An 18,834-nucleotide genomic window follows, 5' to 3' on the forward strand; every position below is an offset into this window, starting at 1 on the left:
TGACTAGATATAGAGCGAGCCCAACTTTTCGCGCGCACCGGCTTCCATGTGGGTCAATGGCGACAACAAGGCGATTCCGCAAATCACGTCCGGGTGCTCCACGGCAAAGGTCAGCGCGATGGCGCCGCCGAGGGAATGACCGACCACCAGCGGCCTTTCCAACCCAAGCGCTTCGATGAAGCGTCGCACGATCTCGGCCTGTTCGGGCAGGCTACCGGTGGCGCCGCTGGCGCGCGCCGAATAGCCCGCCCCAGGTCGGTCGAGCGCGATCAGCCGGTAGCCCGGGCCGAATCGTCCGAACAGAGTGTGCCGGAAATGATGGAGCTGAGCGCCAAGCCCATGCACGAAGACGATCGGCCGCCCCTCACCCTGATCGACATAATGGATGCGGTTGCCGTCGATCTCAAGGAACTTTCCGACCGGCGGCACCAGCCTTTCGGCCTTGGCTGCGATCCACAGCGTCGCCAGCACCAGACTGGCGATCCCCAGGACTGCCAGCAACAGAAGAACGGCCAGCAGCCACGACAGAATCGACAACAGCATTATTCACCCGAACCCGAGCCAGGTTGAGCTTAGCCGCATCCGCTGCCGCTGCAACCTGCATCCTTGCATCGAAACGAGCGGCCCGAGGACCGCCCGTATTCATCGCTCGGGGCGGCATTGCGGCCGCTGCCGCGGCGCGCTATCTCAGGCGACCTTTCTTGCCGGAGCTTCCCATGCCTGAAATCGTAACCGCCGCCATGCTCGTCATCGGCGATGAGATTCTGTCCGGCCGCACCAAGGACAAGAACATCGGCCATCTCGCCGACATCATGACGGCGATCGGCATCGACCTGAAGGAAGTGCGCATCGTCCCGGACGAGCAAGACGAGATCGTCGCTGCGGTGAATGCCGTGCGCGTCCGCTACACTTATGTGTTCACCACCGGCGGCATTGGCCCGACGCATGACGACATCACGGCCGATTCCATTTCCAAGGCCTTCGGCGTGCCTTGCGAATACGATGCCAAGGCCTATGCGATGCTGGAGGCAAGCTATGCCGCGCGCGGCATCGAATACACGGAGGCCCGCAAGCGCATGGCACGGATGCCGCGCGGCGCCGATCTCATCGACAATCCGGTGTCGGTCGCGCCCGGCTTCCGCATCGGCAACGTCCATGTCATGGCCGGTGTGCCGTCGATTTTCCAGGCCATGCTCGACAATGTCGTGCCGACGCTGAAGGCCGGCACGAAAATGCTGTCGGCGACCGTACATTGCCCATTCGGCGAAGGCCTTATCGGCGGGCCACTGGGCGACATCCAGAAAGCGCATCCGGACACGATCATCGGATCCTACCCGAAATATGGCGACGGCAAGTTCTGGACCGAACTGGTCGTGCGCGCCCGCAGCCAGGAGGCGCTGGACGCTGCCCGCGCCGATGTCGAGGCGATGGTCGCCGGGTTCGCCAACAATCCCGGTTGATCTGGTCCAGACCGGAACCAAGCACGACACTGCAACGTTTCGTCGGCACGGGTTCTTAGCTCGTAGACTGAGGGATAATCATGCGGTTCAAAACCATCGTCGCCATTCTGCAGAACGAGCAGGACGCGGAGCGGGTGCTCGACTGCGCCATTCCTCTCGCCACCCGGTTTCAGAGCCATCTGATCGGCATCCACGCCGAAACCCTTCCCGCGCCCTACACCTCTGCCACAGGCTTTCCGGACACCGAGTTCCTGCAGGTTTCGGCCGACATGAACCGGGAGCGGGCCGAGAAGCTGCAGTCCGTGTTTCTGAGGTATATCGAGAATTCCGGTCTTTCCTTCGAGTGGCGAAGCCTGGAGAGTTTTTCGGGCGACAGTGCGCTGACCGGGATTTCGAGCGTGCGCGCCGCCGACCTGATCATAGCGGCGCAGCGCGAAACGGGCGGCGACCCGAGCGCGGATGTCGACACGCTGGTCTATGACGCCGGCCGGCCGGTGCTGGTGGTGCCGCATGCGGGCCCGCTGGTCACCACCTTCAAACACGTGCTGCTCGCCTGGAACGGCAGCAAGGAAGCGGCGCGCGCCGCCTTCGACGCACTGCCCTTCATCATCGAAGCCGAGAAGACCGACATATTGGTCATTGACCCCCCTGAAACGCTCGACGACAACCCGGAAGCCGCCGGCGCCGAAATCGCGTCCGCGCTATCGCGCCACGGCGCCACCGTCAGCGTCTCGGTGCAGCGTTCGGGTGGCAATTCGATCGATGACATTATCCAGACCAGGATCGCGGAGACCGGCGCCGATCTGCTGGTGCTCGGCGCCTACAGTCACTCATGGCTGCGCCAGCTTCTGTTCGGCGGCGTGACGCGCACGGTGCTGCGCACATCGCCCGTGGCAGCCTTCCTGTCACGCTGATGCACGTCGCTCAACAGTGGCCCCGGTTTTGAGAAAACGACATGCATGAAACAGAGACTTAGAGGGCATCGCATGAATCCGTTTCGACGCGACGCGCTTTAAGTCCACAGCGATCGCCGAGCCCTGCCCTTGCCAAGGCCCCTGCTCTTGCCAAGACCCTGCTCTTGCGAAGACCCTGCTCTTGCCAAGACCCTGCTCTTGCCAAGACGGGGGCTTTCCAGCTAATTCCGCGCGCATTCCCCTGTTTTCTTGCGCGCGATCCCCGCGTGCTGCGGAGTGCGCGACATGTCCCTTCCCGAAAAAGCCTTTCCTGTCTCCTGGGACCAGTTCCATCGTGATGCCCGCGCGCTCGCCTGGCGGCTAGCCGGTGCCAACAAGGGGCAGTGGAAAGCGATCGTCTGCATCACGCGAGGCGGGTTGGTCCCCGCGGCGATCATCTCGCGCGAACTCGGCATCCGAGTCATCGAAACCGTCTGCGTCGCCTCCTATCACGACTATACGAGCCAAGGGCAGCTGCAGGTCCTAAAGGAGATCACTCCTGCCCTGCTCGCCGAAGACGGCGCCGGCGTGCTGATCATCGACGACCTCACCGACACCGGCAAGACAGCGGGCATCGTGCGCGCGATGATGCCCAAGGCGCATTTCGCCACCGTCTACGCCAAGCCGAAAGGCCGGCCGCTGGTCGATACTTTCGTCACAGAAGTCAGCCAGGACACCTGGATCTATTTCCCGTGGGATATGGGCTTCACCTATCAGAAGCCGATCGCCGACGACCACGCCGGCTGATTCTCGATAACCTGCCTGTTACATACCAGCAGCTTGCACCGGGCGTGATTTGCTTTCGCAAACGGGCTCGGCAGGCCAGATCTTTTGCGAAATCGACGTCTATCGGCGCAAATCGGCCAGACGAGTGAAATTTTTTACTTTTATTGAAGACAATTAGCCGTAAGATTCGTGAGACGGCAAACGATTCTGGAGGCTGGGGCTAGCTTCTTCGATGTTGACGAGGCCAACGACGCACAATCATCTGGCCGAAAGGGTCCGACGGCTCTTCGGCACCGCACCCTGCCGCCTACAGGTTGCCGCCCTTCCTTGGCGCGATACCGGGAACGGCGTCGAGATCATGCTGATCACCAGCCGGGATACCGGTCGCTGGGTTTTGCCTAAGGGTTGGCCCGAGGCCAGGGAGCCGCTCTGCGAGGCCGCGGCGCGCGAGGCCGGCGAGGAAGCCGGGCTGCGCGGGAGTGTCTCCCATCTCGAAGCCGGCCGCTACTTCTATGCCAAGGTACTGGCTTCCGGCGAAGAAGTGCCGTGCGAGGTCCTGGTGTTCCCGCTGCATGTCGACAAGGTCGCCGACCGCTGGAAGGAAAAACACTCCCGCACCCGCAAATGGGTCAGTTCCAGCGAAGCGGTGCGCATGATCAACGAACCCGATCTTTGCCAGATCATCGCCTATTTCTGCGCCGACCCGCACAGCTTCCCCTGATGGCGGCCACACCACGCTCCTTGCAGACGGGACTGGTTTGCAAAGGCAAGACACGCATTGCCGCCCATCAACGTGAATGTTTTCCTAAGGAATCGAGGGTAAGGTTCGGCGATTCTGGTATTTTCATCGATGGCGAACCCTGCAAAAGCCAATTCCCAACGAGTCCGACGAGCCCCACCGTGAGCGTCGTCCGCGCGTGCTCAAGGGCGGAACGATCATCACCGGAATTCAGAACTCGGAGGTCGGTTGCACGCTGCGCAATCAGCACGAGGGCGGCGCCGAACTGAAGATACCGCTCGAGGCACGGGTTCCCGATCATTTTCTTCTCTATGTGCCACTGGACGGCATTGCCTATCGGTGCGAGGTCCGCTGGCGTCGCAACGACCGTATTGGGGTGCAGTTCACCAGCACCGAGCCGAAACCCCGGCTGCATTACGGCTGATCCTGCCGGGACCTGCAGTTGGCAAGCCAACCCGCGCCCAGTCTCGAAAACATCAAGCTGGCCGCTACGGCTGGCCGTTCCGCCAACCCAGTCGTGTTTCAATACGCCTGGCGCTCAGTTTGACCAGCGCGGTCAGGTCCGGGTTCTTTTGTTTCAGCTTCAAATCGGGAACGACGATCGAGATCGTCGCGCGACAGGCTCCCAGATTGTCGCGGATCGGAGCCGCGATACAGGCGACGGAAAAATCGGACTCGCCTGCCTGGATCGACAGCCCCTGCGCCAGCGCCGCGGCGGATGCTTTGGCAAGCACATTCTTGTCGGTTTCGGCACGCCCCGTCGGCGAGGCCGTCGCCGAGCGGGCGAAGATATCCAGACGCTCGGCTTCCGGCAAATGACCGACCAACAGCCGGCCCGAGGCGGTCCAGTTAAGCGGCGTGCGCGTGCCGACGCGCGACGTCACCTGGAAATGATCCTTGCCCTCTTCCATGGCGAAGACGACCATGTGGTCTCCATCGCGACCACATATCTGGACGGTCTCTTTCGAATTCTGGGCCAGTTCGTGCATTTCCTGCGCCGCAACATTGAGCAGGTCGAGGGTGCGGGCATAGGTCAAGCCATATTGATAAAGCCGCGGCCCGAGCCACAACAGGCCGCCATCCTTGCGGTCCAGAAGCTCCTTCTCGACCATGTCGTCGACAATCACATAGATGGTCGACAACGGCGCGCCGATATCGCGCGCGATCTCATAGGCGGTCGCAGGCCGTCCCTGCCGCTGCAGGCAATCCAGAATCTGCAACGCACGGTCGATGCCGCTGGTACGCGACCGGCGCGGCTCCGTGGCGACGTTGCTCAGGTCTCGGTCGGTTGTCGTCGTTGCCATGAGGCCTCGGGGGTCATCGCGGATGGTTGTCAAACGGCAGTAGCATGGCGGCAATCCGGCCAGTTGAGGATTGCCGCCTCGCTGGCGAGGACGCGCTCGTTGAAAGGCGTAGCGATGATCTCATTCGACTTGCGCGCCACATCGAGTTCCTCGCCAAGCCTGGCAGCCACGACGAACTCTTCGTCCGGATGAAGGTTGCAGGGGTCGAGAAGGAGGTAACCGTGCTCGACTTCGTGGTCGCGCACGATCACCGGGCTGTCGCCGGCGGCCAGACGATCGGCGAGATCCCATGCGGTGATGCGGGCCTGCGCCGGATCAATCGTAAGCTTCAGGCGGTCGAGCGGGTTGTTGGTCGGATCGGGCTCGATGCTGACATTGACGCCAGGCCGCCCTTCAAGCGTCTCTATCCAGCAATCGAGCGCCCTGCGTTCACGGGCACGAATGGCGTCATGGTCGCGCACCTTCCAGGCCTGAAGTGCCGCGAGCGCCCCGACGATGCCCTCCTTGCCCACCTTCATGCCGCGGCCGATGCCGCGGTTCTGCAGGTAGACGTCGCGAACTCTTTCCTTCGGCCCTGCGACGATGCCGGAGGTCGGGCCGCCAAGGAATTTGTGGCCGGAATAAAGGACGAGATCGGCGCCGGCCGCGAGAAAGCCGGTGAGATCATATTCCGATGCCGCATCGACGATGACAGGCACGCCACGCGCGTGCGCAACCTCGGCAAAGATCGCCAGCGGTATCTGGGCATAGTCGACCACATGGTGCGAAACGACAAAGACCGCCGCCGCGGTGCGATCGGTTATGGCGCCAGCCAGATGATACGCCGAGGCGCTGGTCGCCTGGCCAACCGGGACGACCTTGGCGCCGGTCAGCCGGATCGCCTGTTCCACCGGCGCACCATAGGAGATCATGTGGCCGGACTGGATCAGCACCTCGTCTTTCAGGCCTGACGTGTCGGGCAGCCGCTCGATTGCCCAGAGGTTCGGTCCGGTCATGCAGGCAGCCACGGCAAGACTGATCGCCGCCGAACAGGAGGCCGTGATGAAGCCGGCTTCGGCGCCGGTCAATTGCGCAATGACGGTACTGGCACGCCGATGCAGGTCGCCCATTTCGACGAATTCGCCGAGGATGGCGGAGACGGCCTCGACCGCCTGCGGAACGACGATGGAGGCACCAAGCGAGGTCATCGTGCCGGATACGTTGATGACGGGCCTCAAGCCCAGCTTGCGGCGGATGTGGTCGGGTCTGCTGTGCTTGGTCATGTCCTGTCCTCTCCTCAGTCGATCGCTATGACGGCTTCGATCTCGACGGTGATGCGGCCGGGCAAGGAGCCATGCCCTACCGCCGAACGCGCGTGGATACCGGCCTCCTGGAAAACATCGATAAGCAGGTCCGAACAGCCGTTGATGACAGCCGGATGGTCTGCAAAGTCGGGTGTCGCGTTGACCATGCCGAACAGCTTGACCACACGCCGAACACGGCGCAAGTCGCCCAGGGCCGTATGCATGACGGCGATCAGGTTGATGCCTGTCAGCCGGGCATGGGCATAGGCTTCGTCGACGGTGACGTCGGCGCCGACCTTGCCGGTATGGAGCCGGCCGTCGGCTTCGCTCGGTCCCTGGCCGGACAGGAACAGCAGCTTTCCCTCCTGGACGTGGGTAACAAAATTTGCGATTGGCGACGGCGCCTCGGGCAGCGTTATGCCAAGCGCCGAAAGCCGGCTGTAGGGCGTGCTGTCCGGATGCTTGAACAGCTCGGAAAAGGTCATTTCAAACTCCAGTCAGGCATTTTCTCATTGTGGCGGATGCATGCCACGTGATGTCCGCCGCCGATAGGCTCGACCGGCGGCACGATTTCAGCGCAGGCCGCGATCGCTTCCGGACAGCGGGTGCGGAAGACACAGCCGGAAGGCGGATCGATCGGGCTCGGGATGTCGCCATGCAAGGGTATGTGCGAGCGGCGGCGCGTCGGGTCCGGCACGGGCGCCGTCGCCAGCAAGGCTTTCGTGTAGGGGTGGCGTGGCGCGGCATAGACAAGGCGGCTCGGGCCACGCTCCATCACGCGGCCGAGATACATGACCACCACCTCGTCGCAAAGATATTCGACCACCGAGAGATCATGGGCGATGAACAGCAGCGTGAGGCCAAGCTTTTTCTGCAGGTCGCCAAACAGATTGAGCACCTGTGCCTGCACCGAGACATCGAGCGCCGAAACCGGTTCGTCGGCGACGATGAATTGCGGCTCTACCGCGAGCGCGCGCGCGATGCCGATGCGCTGGCGCTGGCCGCCGGAGAACTCGTGCGGATAGCGGCTGGCGTGGTCCGGCGACAGGCCGACCAGCGTCAGCAGTTCGCCAACGCGTTCTGCTCGTTTCTTGCCGCGGGGAAAGCCGCGCGCATTGAGCGCTTCGCCGATGATGGCAGCGACCCGCATGCGGGGATTGAGGCTGGAAAACGGATCCTGGAAGACGATCTGCAGCTTTTGCCGGTAGGCGCGCATGTCGCGCGACGACAGCGAAAACAGGTCGACGCCGTCGAACAGCGCCTTGCCGCCTGTCGGTTCGACCAGCCGCAGCAAAGACCGGCCGGCGGTGGTCTTGCCGGAACCGGACTCGCCGACAAGACCGACGGTCGAGCCGCGCTGGACATCGAAACTGACATCCTCGACCGCATGCACGATGCGACCGTTGCGCGCCGGAAAATGCTTGGTCAGCCCCCGCACGCTGAGCAGCGGTTTGGCCTCGACGGATTTTGCAAGCGCGCTCACAGTTCGGCACTCCTGATGCAACGGGAAGCGCCCTGCGGGCCGGCCGGCACAAGTGCGGGCGGCGCTGCCCTGCAAGGCGCAATGGCAAAGTCGCAACGCGGCTCGAAGGCACAACCTGGCGGCAGATTGGTGATCGGCGGCACGCTGCCAGGGATCGAATAGAGCGCACGGCGCTCGCCGGCGGCGTCGATGTCGCGGGCGGCGTTCGGCGTGCAGGCCAGCAGGCCCCTGGTGTAGGGATGGCGTTGATGCGCGAAGAGATCGTTGACCGGCGCCTGTTCGACGACGCGGCCGCCATACATGACGACCACATCATGGGCGATTTCGGCCACGACACCGAGATTGTGGGTGATGAACAGGATCGACATGCCCATCTCGGCCTGCAGCCGGCGCAGAAGATCGAGGATCTGGGCCTGGATGGTGACGTCGAGCGCAGTGGTCGGCTCGTCGGCGATCAGCAGAGACGGGCTGCACGACAGCGCCATGGCGATCATGACGCGCTGGCGCATGCCGCCGGACATCTGGTGCGGATAGTCGTCCAGCCTGGATTCGGCGTCGGGGATTTCGACATGCTTCAGCATGGCGAGCGCACGCTTGCGCGCTTCGCGACGATCGACCGGCTCATGCAGCGCGATCATCTCGCCGATCTGGTCACCGACGGTGAACAGCGGGTTGAGGCTGGTCATCGGTTCCTGGAAGATCATCGCGATCTCGGAGCCGCGCATTTTTCGAAACTGCTTCTGGCTAAAGCCGGCAAGATCGTGGACGCGCTCCTGCCGGTCGCGAAACAGGATGCTGCCGCCGGCAATGGCGCCCGGCCGTGACAGGAGCCCCATGATGGAGAGGCTGGTGACGGATTTTCCCGAGCCGGATTCGCCGACCACGGCGAGTGTACTGCCGCGCTTCAGATCGAAGGTGACGCCATCCACCGCCTTGGCCGTCAGCCGGCGAGTCACGAACCAGGTCCGCAGATCGCGAACCGACAGGATAACGTCGCTGGCGAGCGGTTCTGTCACGACTTCCACCCGCAATGCGGACAGGCGTGGGGACCGCTCTCGCCTGCCGTGGGCATATGGCGATGAGCTGCAACGGCGTGCGCGCCCAAAATGGCGTGGCGCGGTTCGAACAGCCGGTGCAACGTGCTCCACGCACCTTGTGAATCGCGTACCGTCAGGTCGGCGTCGACGACGTCGAACAGCGTGAACTCCGCTGGCTTGCCCTTGTCGAGCAACTGCTCGGTCGGCAAGCGGATGGCGCGGCGCGGCGCGGTGGTCGACGCGGCCACCACATCCTCGAATTTCATGCCGAGCGACAACAGCTTGGACATGGTGGTGGCCATGTCCCAGACCGAGGTGTCGAGCGAGCGGTTGTGAAGATCAGTCGAGATCGTTGCCGGCGGCAGGCCGCGCTCGAGGGCGGCTTTGGCGACATCGAAAGAGAAGGAGGCGCCGCCATGCCCGACATCGAGCACGATGCCGCGCGCCGCCGACTGTTCGGCCAGTTGGTAGAGATCGTCATCCTCGATGATCGAACCGCCGGCCTTGCCGTTGAAGCAATGGGTGACGATGTCGCCTTCCGTCAACAGGCCGAGCACATCATCGTAGAGCGGCGGCGGTTCGCCGACATGCACCATGATGGGCAGCTTGAGGATGCGGCTGAGCTTCTTCGCCAACCGGACCGGCGTCAGGTCCCAGCCGCCTGTGATGACATGGCTGGCGCGAACTTTTAGCCCAACGATGACATCGCGGTTGGCCTCGACGGTGGCGATTGTGCGGTCGAAATCGATGGAGCGCATGTCGATCAGTTCGCTGACGCGGTTGCAGGCAACGAGGCCGATCGAACCGATATTCAGGAAGGCGTAGACGTTCTCCTTGGCAGGTTCGATAATGAATTCGCGAAAGCCATGGAAATTGGCTTCGCCGGCCGAGCCGGCATCGACCATCGTAGTCACGCCGCGCGCCGCACCACATTGTTCAGGGCGCAGCGAGATATCGGTGCCGCCATACCAGACATGGACATGGAGATCGGTCCAGCCCGGCGACAGGAAGGCGCCCTTGGCATCGACAATATTGACACCATCGCCTGCGGAAATTCCTGAGGCTGTTTCGGCGATACGGCCCTGCTCGTCGACCAGCACGTCGATCGGCTGATCTAAGCCGCCGCCGAACCCGACGGGTCTGGCGTCCTTGATGAGCAGCGGCCGGTCGGCCTTTTGGAAACGATTGCCGAACATCAGATATCCTTTGCCAGACGGGGGTCGAGAAGATCGCGCAGGCCATCGCCGACAAGCTGCAGCGACAGCACCGTGACGACGATGGCCGCACCTGGAAACATCATGACCCAGGGCGCCTGATCCATGTACTGGCGGCCGGTGGCGATCATGGTGCCCCAGGTCGGAATGTCGGGCGAAATGCCGACGCCGAGGAAAGACAGACCCGCCTCAGCCAGGATGGCGTTGGCGAAGATGAAGGTGCCCTGCACCAAGAGCGGCGAGGTGACGTTGCGCAGCACATGGCGGACCAGGATGATTGGCGTCGGCACACCCAGCGCGCGCGCCGCCTCGACATAGGGAAGTTCGCGGATGATCAGCGTCGAGGCCCGCACGACGCGCGCAAGCCGCGGCGCATAGACGATGCCGAGCGCGATGACGACATTGACCGCGGTCGCGCCAAGTGCGGCGACCAGCGCGATGGCGAGCAGGATGTCCGGGAACGCCATCATGGCATCGATCAGCCGCGATACCGGCGCATCCAGCCGTTTGAAATAGCCCGATACCAGCCCCATCAGGGTGCCGATGATGGATGAAAAGACGACCACGGCGAAGCCGACGCTGAGCGAGGTGCGCGCGGCATAGAGCATGCGGGTGAACACATCGCGGCCGAGATCGTCGGTGCCGAACAGATGGTCGAGGCTCGACGGATGCAGCCGGCTGGCGATGGAGAGTTTTGACGGCGCATAGGGCGCGATGACAGGCGCCAGGATCGCAGCCAGCACAATGATCACCAGCACGGCGATGCCGGCGGCCGATGTTGGCCTGCCGATCAGCCGCGAAAGGATGTTGGGCTCCGAGTGAAGCGGAACCGAGATCGCGGCCATCAGTAGCGGACCCTGGGATCGACCGCGAGATACAGCATGTCGATGGCGAAATTGACCAGCACGTAAAGCCCGGCAATGACCAGCAGCGCACCCTGGATGACAGGATAGTCGCGCCTCAGCACCGCCGAGACGACGAGACTGCCGACGCCCGGCAGGCCGAACACCGTTTCGGTCACCACCGCCCCGGAAATGAGCAGTGCGGCGGTCAGCCCGATGACGGTGAGGATGGGGATCAGCGCATTCTTGAAAGCATGCTTCAGCACCACGCGCCATTCGCTCATGCCCTTGGAGCGTGCTGTGCGCACATAGTCGTCGTTGAGCACGTCGAGCATCGAAGCGCGGGTGAAGCGGGTGATCAGCGCCGATGAGACGAGGCCGAGCGCCAGCGCCGGCAGCACGAGATGGTTCAGCCTGTCGGCAAAGGATGCGCCCGGCCCGCCATAGCCTGACGTATCGAACCAGCCGAGCCTCACGGCGAAGAACTGGATGAACAGCAGCCCCAGCCAGAAGCTCGGCACGCTGGCCGCGAACATGGCGATGGTGGTCGTTGCCTGATCGAAGACCGAACCGCGCTTGTAGGCAGCCAGTATGCCGACCGGCAAGGCGATCGCCGTCGCGATCAGCAGCGAGAACACGGTGAGGAAGAAGGTCGGCTCGGCACGCTGCGCCAGCGCCGTCGTGACCGGCTCGCCGAGGAAGATCGACTGACCGAAATCACCTTGCACCACGCCAAGCACGTAGCGTCCGAACTGTTCGAGAATCGAGCCGTCGAGCCCGAGCCTGGAGCGAAGTGCTGCGATGTCGGCGGCCGACGCGTCGGGGCCGAGCATCACTGCCGCCGGATCGCCCGGTGTCACGCGCACGATGACGAAGACGATGGTGACCACCAGCGCCATGACGACGATCATGCCGAGAAGTCTGTTGAAGATCGAGCGCAGCATCGGTTCAGCCTGTCCCTTCCACAATCCATCGAAACGGTCTTGTTGGGCGCCGGCGAAGTCTGGCCGGCGCCCGGTTGCGGGAGGAACTACTTGGCTTCCAGATAGGCGTTCCAGAAATACGGCCATGGCGCCGGCGTCACGCCCTTGAGCGTCGGCGCCTGGGCGGCCAATGCGTTGAAGTCGCCGATCTTGACCGCCGGAACCTCTTCGAAGACCGCCTTTTGCACATCGGCGAACAGCGCGACGCGCTTGGCCGGATCGGACTCGGCATTGAAGGCGCCCAGCACCTGGTGCTTGCGGTCGGAAACCCACCAGCCCGGCGAAGAATCCGACATGATGCCGGTCAGCGAGGGCTCAGGCAGGAACGGGCTGTGGGTGATGTAGATGTCCCAGAGCGCCGGATCGGTGCGGTTCTTGGTCAGTGTCGCCCATTCGACCACGTCGAGTTGGACCTGGAAACCGGCGGCCTTGAGATACTCCGCGGCAACCTGCGCCATCTTGTAGTGGAACTCGTACTGGCGGCTGGTGAGGATCCGCAACGGCTTGCCGTCGTAACCGGCCTCTTTCAGCAGCGCCGCGGCGGCCTCGGTGTCGCCATCGGGCTTGTAAGCTTCGACGCCGGCATCGGTGTGCCAGGCATAGCCTTCGGGATAGAGCGCGCCGTCGGCGGCGAAGAAGTCCTTGGAGCCGAAGGCGGCAAGCAGCATGTCATTGGGTGCCAGTGCTGCCTGGATTGCCTTGCGGATGCGGATGTCGGCGTTCAGCCCCTGCTTAGTGTTAAGGACGAAAACCGGCCAGCCGAAGGGTTTCAGGATGACGGGCGCGGTCTTGCCGCCGGAAATCTTGTCGAAGGATTCCACGGGCAGAGAATCGGCATAGGCGAACTGGCCGGCAACCGCCCCCTCGACGCGGGTGTTGGCATCGGGGACCGGCACGAAACGGATTTCGTCGAGATACTGCTTCCTGGCGCCGCCATAACCGTTGGGCTCGCCATCGCGCGACTTGTAGCCATCGAAGCGCGCAAGCTGGATGAACTGGTCGGGCTTGCGGTCCTTCAGCATATAGGGGCCGGTGCCGACAAAACTGGCCAGCGGGTCCTGCCCTGCATTCTCGGACGGAATGATGATGGCGGCGGCGTTGTTGAGCGACAACAGCGCCAGCAGTGGCGCGAATGGCTTCTTGAGCGTGATCTTGACCGTGCTGTCGTCGACCGCGTCGACCGAGGCGATGACCTCGGCGGCCTGCTTGCCGCGCGTGGCGATTTTCATCCAGCGTTGCAGCGACGCGACGACGTCGGCCGAGTTCATATCGCTGCCGTCATGGAACTTCACGCCGGTCCTGAGCTTGATGGTGTAGACGAGCCCGTCAGGTGAAATCTGCGGCATGTCGGCGGCGAGAAGGGGCGTGATGCCCCAATCCTTGTCGAAGGTGTAAAGCGTCTCGTAGATGTGCTGCGTAACGATCCCGACGAGATCGGCGGTCGACGCCATCGGATCGAGCGTCGGCGGTTCGCCGATCGTGGCCACATCGATGACGCCGCCCTTGGCGGGCTCAGCCCAGACATTGCCCGTCGCCGGCAGCATGAGTGCAGCGAGCGAAGCTGCGATTTGGAAAAAGCGCTTCATCTTGGTTCCCTTCGCATCTATTCCATATTTATGGAATTTATATCTTAGTTACGGACTAGTAGATGCATCAGCCCTTCGCAACGTCAAGTTTTTTCTCCCTGGGTTGCATCGTCATCCGAATCCGGCAATCGATTTGCGCCGTCCTTCCCGACCGATCGTCCATTTCACCGGCAGATTGACGTGCCTCATGGAATTGAACCTCTCCGGTCATGCGCGGATGGCGGCAATCCCTAGGCAAACGGTGGCTCGCCCTGGGGCAAACGGCGGGCTTGCCTCGGGCAAACTGCGGCTTGCCCAAGGGCGAAGGGCGGCTTGCGATCATGCCAAAGCGAATTCGGCTCAGCCGGCTTTCTATCCCCGTTATCCACATATGTGACACACAAGATGTTGGGGTCACAAAAGCTACGCAAACGAATCCTTGACGGCGCAAAACGAGTCGCCTTTTATAGGCCATGCGCTCCTGTTGAGAGTGCGACCGGAAAGTTCTGAGCCCGGTCTTTTTCCCGGATTATGTGCGTTTTTACCCGCATTTCCGCCTGTTTACGAGGCCGGCGGAAGCGTTGGGATTGTGGGGTGGTTGGGGACGATAGGGACAATTGCCGGACTGGAATAAATTGTCTGTTAATACTATATTTAGTGTTTGCAGGTAGGTTCGGCGCTAGATAGCTTGAATTTCCCTCCAGCGAGGGAATCGGAAAAAATCAGTTTTGAGGGACCCGCGGGGTTCGTCGGCGCGTTGGACAGGCACTTCGCAAGGAGTTTGACCAGCAGGGCCGGCGGAGACTGCAAAATGGAGAGCCGGCCGTTTTCGAACGCCGGCAGACGGCGGACATGCGCGTTTCGCATTAGGGGCGGAAATCCCTGGGAAAAGCGCTATATATAGACAAAAGGGACCGGACCAATGCGCATCGAGCGTCGTTTCACCAAGCCAGGACAATCTGCCTATGCGGAGATCGAATTCCGCAAGGCGCTTTCGGAGATCAAGAATCCGGATGGTTCGGTGGTGTTCCGCTTGGACAACATCGATGTGCCGGCGCAGTTCTCCCAGGTTGCCGCCGACATCCTGGCCCAGAAGTATTTCCGCAAGGCCGGTGTCCCCGCGCGCCTGAAGAAGATCGAAGAGAACGACGTCCCGTCCTTCCTGTGGCGCTCCGTCGCCGACGAGGCGGAACTCGCCAAGCTGCCGGAAGCCGAGCGCTACGGCTCCGAGATCGACGCGCGCCAGGTCTTCGACCGGCTGGCCGGCACCTGGACCTATTGGGGCTGGAAGGGCGGCTACTTCAAGGCGTCGGAGGAAGACGCGCGCGCTTTCCGCGACGAGCTTGCCTACATGCTGGCCACCCAGCGCGTGGCGCCGAACTCGCCGCAATGGTTCAACACCGGCCTGCACTGGGCCTATGGCATCGACGGCCCGAGCCAGGGCCACTTCTATGTCGACCCGTTCACCGGCAAGCTGACCAAGTCGAAGTCCTCCTACGAGCATCCGCAGCCTCATGCCTGCTTCATCCAGGGCGTGCAGGACGACCTGGTCAACGAGGGCGGCATCATGGACCTGTGGGTGCGTGAAGCGCGCCTGTTCAAATATGGCTCCGGCACCGGTTCCAACTTCTCGCTGCTGCGCGGCGAAGGCGAAAAGCTGTCGGGCGGCGGCCGCTCGTCCGGCCTGATGAGCTTCCTCAAGATCGGCGACCGCGCGGCGGGCGCCATCAAGTCGGGCGGCACGACGCGCCGCGCCGCGAAAATGGTCATCGTCGACGCCGACCACCCCGATATCGAGGAATTCATCGACTGGAAGGTCAATGAAGAGCAGAAGGTCGCCTCGCTGGTGACCGGCTCCAAGATCGTCAAGAAGCATCTCGAAGCGATCATGAAGGCCTGCGTCAACTGCGAAGGCAATGGCGACGACTGCTTCGACCCGTCGATCAACACCGCGCTGAAGCGCGAGATCAAGGCGGCCAAGAAGTCCGCGGTGCCGGAGAACTACATCTACCGCGTCATCCAGTTCGCCAAGCAGGGCTATTCGTCGATGTCGTTCAAGACCTACGACACCGACTGGGATTCCGATGCCTATCTCACCGTCTCGGGCCAGAACTCCAACAATTCGGTGTCGCTGAAGGACAATTTCCTGCGCGCCGTCGAGGACGATGCCGACTGGCATCTGACCGCCCGCAAGGACGGCAAGGTGCTGAAGACGCTGAAGGCACGCGACCTGTGGGAAAAGATCGGCTACGCCGCCTGGGCTTCCGCCGATCCGGGCCTGCACTTCAACACGACGATGAACGACTGGCACACCTGCGCTTCCGCCGGTGCGATCCGGGCGTCCAACCCGTGCTCGGAATACATGTTCCTCGACGACACGGCCTGCAACCTCGCCTCGATCAATCTGCTGCCCTACCGCAACGCCGACGGCACGATCGACATCGCTGCCTATGAGCACACCGTGCGGCTGTGGACCGTCGTTCTCGAAATCTCGGTGATGATGGCGCAGTTCCCGTCGAAGGAGATCGCCAAGCAGTCCTATGAATACCGCACGCTCGGCCTCGGCTACGCCAATATCGGCGGCCTGCTGATGACCTCCGGCATTCCCTATGACTCCGACGAGGGCCGCGCGATCTGCGCCGCACTCACCGCGATCATGACCGGCGTCGCCTATGCGACCTCGGCCGAGATGGCTTCCGAGCTCGGCGCCTTCGCCGACTACGACCGCAATGCGCAGAACATGCTGCGCGTCATGCGCAACCATCGCCGTGCCGCCTATGGCGAGAAGCAGGGCTATGAGAAGCTCGCCGTCAACCCGGTGCCGCTGGTCGCTTCCGACCTGAAGCAGCAGGACCTCGCAACCCACGCCAAGGCCGCCTGGGACCGCGCCATAGAGCTCGGCGAGGAGCATGGCTACCGCAATGCGCAGGCAACCGTGATCGCGCCGACCGGCACGATTGGTCTCGTCATGGATTGCGACACCACCGGCATCGAGCCCGACTTCGCCCTGGTGAAGTTCAAGAAGCTGGCCGGCGGCGGCTACTTCAAGATCATCAACCGCGCCGTGCCGGAAGCTTTGCGCACGCTCGGCTACTCCGAAGCCCAGATCGGCGAGATGGAGGCCTATGCGGTCGGCCACGGCAACCTCAACCAGGCGCCGGCCATCAATCCCGGCGCGCTCAAGGCCAAGGGCTTCACCGACGACAAGATCGCCGCGCTGAACGCAGCCTTGAAGTCGGCCTTCGACATCAAGTTCGTCTTCAACCAGTGGACGCTCGGCGCCGACTGGGTGAAGGAGACGTTCGGCTTCACCGACGAACAGCTCAACGACTTCTCGTTCGAGATCCTGCCGGCGCTGGGCTTCTCCAGGAAGGACATCGAGGCCGCCAACATCCATGTCTGCGGTGCGATGACGCTGGAAGGCGCGCCCTTCCTCAAGCCCGAACACCTCGCAGTGTTCGACTGCGCCAGCCCGTGCGGCAAGATCGGCAAGCGCTCGCTGTCCATCAACAGCCACATCCAGATGATGGCGGCGGCACAGCCCTTCATCTCCGGCGCCATCTCGAAGACCATCAACATGCCCAACGACGCGACGGTGGAAGATGCCAAGGGCGCCTACATGCTGTCGTGGAAGCTGGCGCTGAAGGCCAATGCGCTCTACCGCGACGGCTCGAAGCTGTCGCAGCCGCTCAACTCGTCGCTGCTCGCCGATGGCGAGGACGACGAGGACGAAGCCCTCGAGCAGCTGATCGCTGCACCGGCGGCGGCGCGCGCCGCACAGATCACCGAGCGGATCGTCGAGCGCATCATCGAGCGCGTGTCGCGCGAGCAGGAAAAGCTGCCCGGCCGCCGCAAGGGCTACACCCAGAAGGCCAAGATCGGTGGCAACACCATCTTCCTGCGCACCGGTGAGTATGACGATGGCCGTCTCGGCGAGATCTTCATCGACATGAACAAGGAAGGCGCGACGCTGCGTGGCCTTCTCAACAACTTCGCCATCGCCATCTCGCTGGGCCTGCAATATGGCGTGCCGCTCGAAGAATATGTGCACGCTTTCACCTTCACCAAGTTCGAGCCGGCCGGCATGGTGCAAGGCAACGACGCCATCAAGAGCGCGACGTCGATCCTCGACTACGTGTTCCGCGAGCTGGCGATCTCCTATCTCGGCCGCAACGACCTCGCCCATGTCGACCAGTCGGACTTTTCCAACACCGCGCTTGGCCGCAACATCAGCGAAGGCAAGACGGATGCGGTCTCCAAGGGCCTGACCCGCGGCGCCTCGCCGGTGAAGCTGGTGTCGCGCGTCAGCGGCAACGATCCGAAAGGCTTTGCAGCCCCCTCGGGCACCCCTGCCCGCTCAGTGCCGACAGCCTTCTCGGGCTCCAACGTGCTGGCCCTGAAGCCGGCCAGCGACGAAGCGGTCGCCTACAAGCGCGACTATGAGGAGCGGGCGAAGGAACTGGCCGAGGATATCGCCTTCGAGGAAGCGGCGGGTGTTGCTTCCGACGCCACGGCGGGATTGTTCACCGACGCCGCGGCCGTTGAGGCGGCCGAAGCCAAGAAACTCGCCAACGACCGCCGCGCCAGGTCACTGCTGCAGGGCTACACCGGCAATTCCTGCTCCGAGTGCCAGAATTTCACGATGGTGCGGAACGGGACCTGCGAGAAGTGCGATACTTGTGGTGCGACGAGCGGGTGCAGCTGAGAAAAACTAGCGGCGTTAAAACGCAACATCGTCGGCCCGGTCGCATGATCGGGTCGAAATGGCAAAAGGAACAAAAGCGGAAACTTATCTAAAAAATTTAGATCGCACGCTTGTGCCAGAAACACCAAAGCCGACCCAAACTGGGCCGGCTTTGATACCGCGAATAAGCCGGAGCCCACGCGGGGCGACGAGACCGAAATCCCATCTCCTGTGCAAAGGTATCATATGGGGAGTCGGTTCTCGGAGTCGAGGTAGCTCAGGCAGTTCCAGAAGAAAGATATCCAAATGACTACCAACGAGCGTAAGACTTTCGACATTGGACGAAGCTCCAAGAGCGGCCAATTCATTCCTGTGAAGGAAGCAGAGCGCCGGCCGAACACAACCACGGTCGAGCGTGTGCCCAAGCCCGGCTTCGGGGACACCAAGAACGAGCCGCCACGCAAAAAATAACGCCCTAGGGTTGAGTTTGCCGGTCGCCCGACTGCGGCCGGCAAACAACCTTATCCAAGCACGCCTGCGCTATATGTAGTTCTCTTCTAT

16 protein-coding genes are annotated in these 18,834 nt (G+C 62.7%); 6 read left to right on the top strand and 10 right to left on the bottom strand.

Annotated elements, in window-relative coordinates:
- Positions 1-3 precede the first annotated feature (3 nt).
- On the bottom strand, positions 4-543 hold the full coding sequence (locus ASD99_RS35040) for an alpha/beta fold hydrolase (protein WP_244497941.1): 540 nt from the start codon (positions 541-543) through the stop codon (positions 4-6).
- A gap of 173 nt (positions 544-716) precedes the next feature.
- Between ASD99_RS35040 and ASD99_RS29580 the strand changes: the two genes are divergently transcribed.
- The 5 genes from ASD99_RS29580 to ASD99_RS29600 all read left to right on the top strand — a co-directional run bounded on the left by ASD99_RS29580 (position 717) and on the right by ASD99_RS29600 (position 4,302).
- Positions 717-1,460 carry a competence/damage-inducible protein A gene (locus ASD99_RS29580; RefSeq protein ID WP_057145796.1) on the top strand — a complete coding sequence of 248 codons (744 nt, stop codon included), beginning with the start codon at positions 717-719 and terminating at the stop codon, positions 1,458-1,460.
- An 80-nt stretch (positions 1,461-1,540) separates the two neighbouring features.
- Positions 1,541-2,374, top strand: coding sequence for a universal stress protein (locus ASD99_RS29585; protein WP_056584332.1), 834 nt, complete (start codon positions 1,541-1,543; stop codon positions 2,372-2,374).
- Between the two features lie 285 nt (positions 2,375-2,659).
- On the top strand, positions 2,660-3,160 hold the full coding sequence (gene gpt / locus ASD99_RS29590; protein WP_057145797.1) for a xanthine phosphoribosyltransferase: 501 nt from the start codon (positions 2,660-2,662) through the stop codon (positions 3,158-3,160).
- Positions 3,161-3,371: 211 nt separating this feature from the next.
- Positions 3,372-3,860 (top strand): NUDIX hydrolase, encoded by a 489-nt coding sequence (locus tag ASD99_RS29595; protein ID WP_056584327.1) that lies wholly within the window; start codon positions 3,372-3,374, stop codon positions 3,858-3,860.
- 196 nt (positions 3,861-4,056) lie between these two features.
- Positions 4,057-4,302, top strand: a complete 246-nt coding sequence (locus tag ASD99_RS29600; RefSeq protein WP_244497943.1) for a PilZ domain-containing protein — start codon at positions 4,057-4,059, stop codon at positions 4,300-4,302.
- 64 nt (positions 4,303-4,366) lie between these two features.
- On the opposite strand, the gene ASD99_RS29605 is transcribed toward ASD99_RS29600, so the two are convergent.
- The 9 genes from ASD99_RS29605 to ASD99_RS29645 form a co-directional block, all read right to left on the bottom strand.
- Positions 4,367-5,182, bottom strand: coding sequence for an IclR family transcriptional regulator (locus ASD99_RS29605; RefSeq protein WP_057145798.1), 816 nt, complete (start codon positions 5,180-5,182; stop codon positions 4,367-4,369).
- A gap of 29 nt (positions 5,183-5,211) precedes the next feature.
- Positions 5,212-6,444, bottom strand: coding sequence for an aminotransferase class V-fold PLP-dependent enzyme (locus ASD99_RS29610; protein WP_057145799.1), 1,233 nt, complete (start codon positions 6,442-6,444; stop codon positions 5,212-5,214).
- 14 nt (positions 6,445-6,458) lie between these two features.
- Complete coding sequence (locus tag ASD99_RS29615) at positions 6,459-6,950, bottom strand: RidA family protein (protein ID WP_056584313.1); 492 nt, start codon at positions 6,948-6,950, stop codon at positions 6,459-6,461.
- Positions 6,947-7,948, bottom strand: a complete 1,002-nt coding sequence (locus tag ASD99_RS29620; protein ID WP_057145800.1) for an ABC transporter ATP-binding protein — start codon at positions 7,946-7,948, stop codon at positions 6,947-6,949. The genes ASD99_RS29615 and ASD99_RS29620 overlap by 4 nt, the downstream gene beginning before the upstream one ends.
- Complete coding sequence (locus ASD99_RS29625) at positions 7,945-8,964, bottom strand: ABC transporter ATP-binding protein (RefSeq protein WP_056584649.1); 1,020 nt, start codon at positions 8,962-8,964, stop codon at positions 7,945-7,947. Before ASD99_RS29625 ends, ASD99_RS29620 begins: the two co-directional genes overlap by 4 nt.
- Complete coding sequence (locus ASD99_RS29630; protein WP_057145801.1) at positions 8,961-10,181, bottom strand: amidohydrolase/deacetylase family metallohydrolase; 1,221 nt, start codon at positions 10,179-10,181, stop codon at positions 8,961-8,963. The genes ASD99_RS29625 and ASD99_RS29630 overlap by 4 nt, the downstream gene beginning before the upstream one ends.
- Positions 10,181-11,044, bottom strand: coding sequence for an ABC transporter permease (locus tag ASD99_RS29635; RefSeq protein WP_057145802.1), 864 nt, complete (start codon positions 11,042-11,044; stop codon positions 10,181-10,183). Before ASD99_RS29635 ends, ASD99_RS29630 begins: the two co-directional genes overlap by 1 nt.
- Positions 11,044-11,985: an ABC transporter permease gene (locus ASD99_RS29640; protein WP_056584300.1), complete on the bottom strand. Its 942-nt coding sequence runs from the start codon at positions 11,983-11,985 to the stop codon at positions 11,044-11,046. The genes ASD99_RS29635 and ASD99_RS29640 overlap by 1 nt, the downstream gene beginning before the upstream one ends.
- A gap of 86 nt (positions 11,986-12,071) precedes the next feature.
- Positions 12,072-13,610, bottom strand: a complete 1,539-nt coding sequence (locus ASD99_RS29645) for an ABC transporter substrate-binding protein (protein ID WP_057145803.1) — start codon at positions 13,608-13,610, stop codon at positions 12,072-12,074.
- 901 nt (positions 13,611-14,511) lie between these two features.
- Between ASD99_RS29645 and ASD99_RS29650 the strand changes: the two genes are divergently transcribed.
- Positions 14,512-18,294 (top strand): vitamin B12-dependent ribonucleotide reductase, encoded by a 3,783-nt coding sequence (locus ASD99_RS29650; RefSeq protein WP_056584294.1) that lies wholly within the window; start codon positions 14,512-14,514, stop codon positions 18,292-18,294.
- The last annotated feature ends 540 nt before the right edge of the window (positions 18,295-18,834 follow it).

Origin of the sequence: Mesorhizobium sp. Root695 (assembly GCF_001428185.1) — a bacterium.
Lineage (GTDB): Bacteria > Pseudomonadota > Alphaproteobacteria > Rhizobiales > Rhizobiaceae > Mesorhizobium.

Coding starts and splice junctions, on each gene's coding strand:
- ASD99_RS35040 (WP_244497941.1), bottom strand. CDS start 543: ATGCTGTTGTCGATTCTGTCGTGGCTGCTGGCCGTTCTTCTGTTGCTG.
- ASD99_RS29580 (WP_057145796.1), top strand. CDS start 717: ATGCCTGAAATCGTAACCGCCGCCATGCTCGTCATCGGCGATGAGATT.
- ASD99_RS29585 (WP_056584332.1), top strand. CDS start 1,541: ATGCGGTTCAAAACCATCGTCGCCATTCTGCAGAACGAGCAGGACGCG.
- gpt (WP_057145797.1), top strand. CDS start 2,660: ATGTCCCTTCCCGAAAAAGCCTTTCCTGTCTCCTGGGACCAGTTCCAT.
- ASD99_RS29595 (WP_056584327.1), top strand. CDS start 3,372: ATGTTGACGAGGCCAACGACGCACAATCATCTGGCCGAAAGGGTCCGA.
- ASD99_RS29605 (WP_057145798.1), bottom strand. CDS start 5,182: ATGGCAACGACGACAACCGACCGAGACCTGAGCAACGTCGCCACGGAG.
- ASD99_RS29610 (WP_057145799.1), bottom strand. CDS start 6,444: ATGACCAAGCACAGCAGACCCGACCACATCCGCCGCAAGCTGGGCTTG.
- ASD99_RS29615 (WP_056584313.1), bottom strand. CDS start 6,950: ATGACCTTTTCCGAGCTGTTCAAGCATCCGGACAGCACGCCCTACAGC.
- ASD99_RS29630 (WP_057145801.1), bottom strand. CDS start 10,181: ATGTTCGGCAATCGTTTCCAAAAGGCCGACCGGCCGCTGCTCATCAAG.
- ASD99_RS29635 (WP_057145802.1), bottom strand. CDS start 11,044: ATGGCCGCGATCTCGGTTCCGCTTCACTCGGAGCCCAACATCCTTTCG.
- ASD99_RS29640 (WP_056584300.1), bottom strand. CDS start 11,985: ATGCTGCGCTCGATCTTCAACAGACTTCTCGGCATGATCGTCGTCATG.
- ASD99_RS29645 (WP_057145803.1), bottom strand. CDS start 13,610: ATGAAGCGCTTTTTCCAAATCGCAGCTTCGCTCGCTGCACTCATGCTG.
- ASD99_RS29650 (WP_056584294.1), top strand. CDS start 14,512: ATGCGCATCGAGCGTCGTTTCACCAAGCCAGGACAATCTGCCTATGCG.